Annotated in this window: 1 protein-coding gene; it reads left to right on the top strand. The window is 73.1% G+C overall.

The features are described from left to right. Positions 1–152 precede the first annotated feature (152 nt). Complete coding sequence (gene aztD / locus FNQ90_RS22920; protein ID WP_182608095.1) at positions 153–1,382, top strand: zinc metallochaperone AztD; 1,230 nt, start codon at positions 153–155, stop codon at positions 1,380–1,382. Positions 1,383–1,474: the final 92 nt, after the last annotated feature.

The raw sequence follows: 1,474 nt of genomic DNA, 5'->3' as shown, positions 1-1,474 counted from the left end.
GCCCGGACGCCTCGCCACCCACCCACCACCGGCCCCGACGGGCCGGAGCACCGCTGTGCCGCCCCAAAGGTCCGGGGCGGAGGGTTCCACCCACCGGAACCCGTCCCATCACCCATCACCCATCACCCATCACCGAAGGGAACCCACCCATCATGCGCACCGCATCCCGTGCCCGGGGCGTCGCCGCAGTGGCCGCGACGCTCACCGGCGCCCTCCTGCTGACCGCCTGCGGCGGCGGGGACGACTCCGCCGCCTCGAACGGCACCGGCTCCGACGGGAACACCTCCGAGGTCGACGAGACCGAGGGGACCACCGAGACCGCCGAGGCCAACGAGCCCCTGGTCCTGACCCACGACGGCGGCCTGCGGATCCTGGACGGCGACACCCTGGAGGTCGTCCACGAGATCGAACTGGACGGCTTCAACCGGATCAACCCGGTCGGCGACGACCGCCACGTGATGGTCTCCACCGCCGAGGGCTTCCGGGTTCTGGACGCCGTCACCGGCGAGCTGACCGACGTCTCCTTCCCCGGTGAGAAGCCCGGCCACGTCGTCCACCACGCGGGCGTCACCGTGCTGTTCACCGACGGCACCGGCGAGGTCACCATGTTCGACACCGACTCCCTGGGTGACGGCGCGCCGGAGGTGGAGACCCACATGTCGGACGACCCGCACCACGGCGTGGCGATCAAGCTCTCCAACGGCGAGCTGGTCACCACCCTGGGCACCGAGGAGGCCCGCACCGGCATCGTGGTGCTGGACGCCGACGGCGAGGAGATCGCCCGCAACGAGGACTGCCCGGGCGTGCACGGCGAGGCGACCGCCCGCGACGAGGCCGTGGTCGTCGGCTGCCAGGACGGCGTGCTGGTCTACCGGGACGGCGCCATCACCAAGGTGGAGAGCCCCGACGACTACGGCCGGATCGGCAACCAGGCCGGCTCCGGGGAGTCCGCGATCGTGCTGGGCGACTACAAGAGCGACCCCGACGCCGAGCTGGAGCGCCCGGAGCGGATCTCCCTGATCGACACCCGGACCGGTGAACTGCGCCTGGTGGACCTGGAGAGCAGCTACACCTTCCGTTCCCTGGCCCGCGGCCCGCACGGCGAGGCCCTGGTCCTGGGCACCGACGGCAGCATCCACGTCATCGACCCGGAGGCCGGCGAGGTCGTGAACTCCATTCCGGTCGTCGAGGCGTGGGAGGAGCCGACGGAGTGGCAGCAGCCGCGCCCGGCGATCTTCGTGCGCGACCACACGGCGTACGTGACCGACCCGGCCGGCGGGGCGGTGCACGCGGTGCACGTGGAGAGCGGTGAGATCCTGGCGAGCGCGGAGCTGCCGGACGCGCCGAACGAGATCAGCGGCGTGATCGTCGACGCCCACTGATCCCCGGGGGCGCGGCCCCGCACGACGCGGGGCGGGCCCGGGCATCGCGCCCGGACCCGCCCCGCGTGCGGCCGTCCCCCGTCCCCGGGTCC

The sequence above is a fragment of the Streptomyces alkaliphilus genome, from assembly GCF_014141535.1.
Classification (GTDB): domain Bacteria; phylum Actinomycetota; class Actinomycetes; order Streptomycetales; family Streptomycetaceae; genus Streptomyces; species Streptomyces alkaliphilus.
This window is presented reverse-complemented; position numbering and strand designations above follow the sequence as displayed.

Bases quoted from the DNA above. Each gene is read 5' to 3' on its own strand.
- aztD (WP_182608095.1), top strand. From the start codon at position 153: ATGCGCACCGCATCCCGTGCCCGGGGCGTCGCCGCAGTGGCCGCGACG.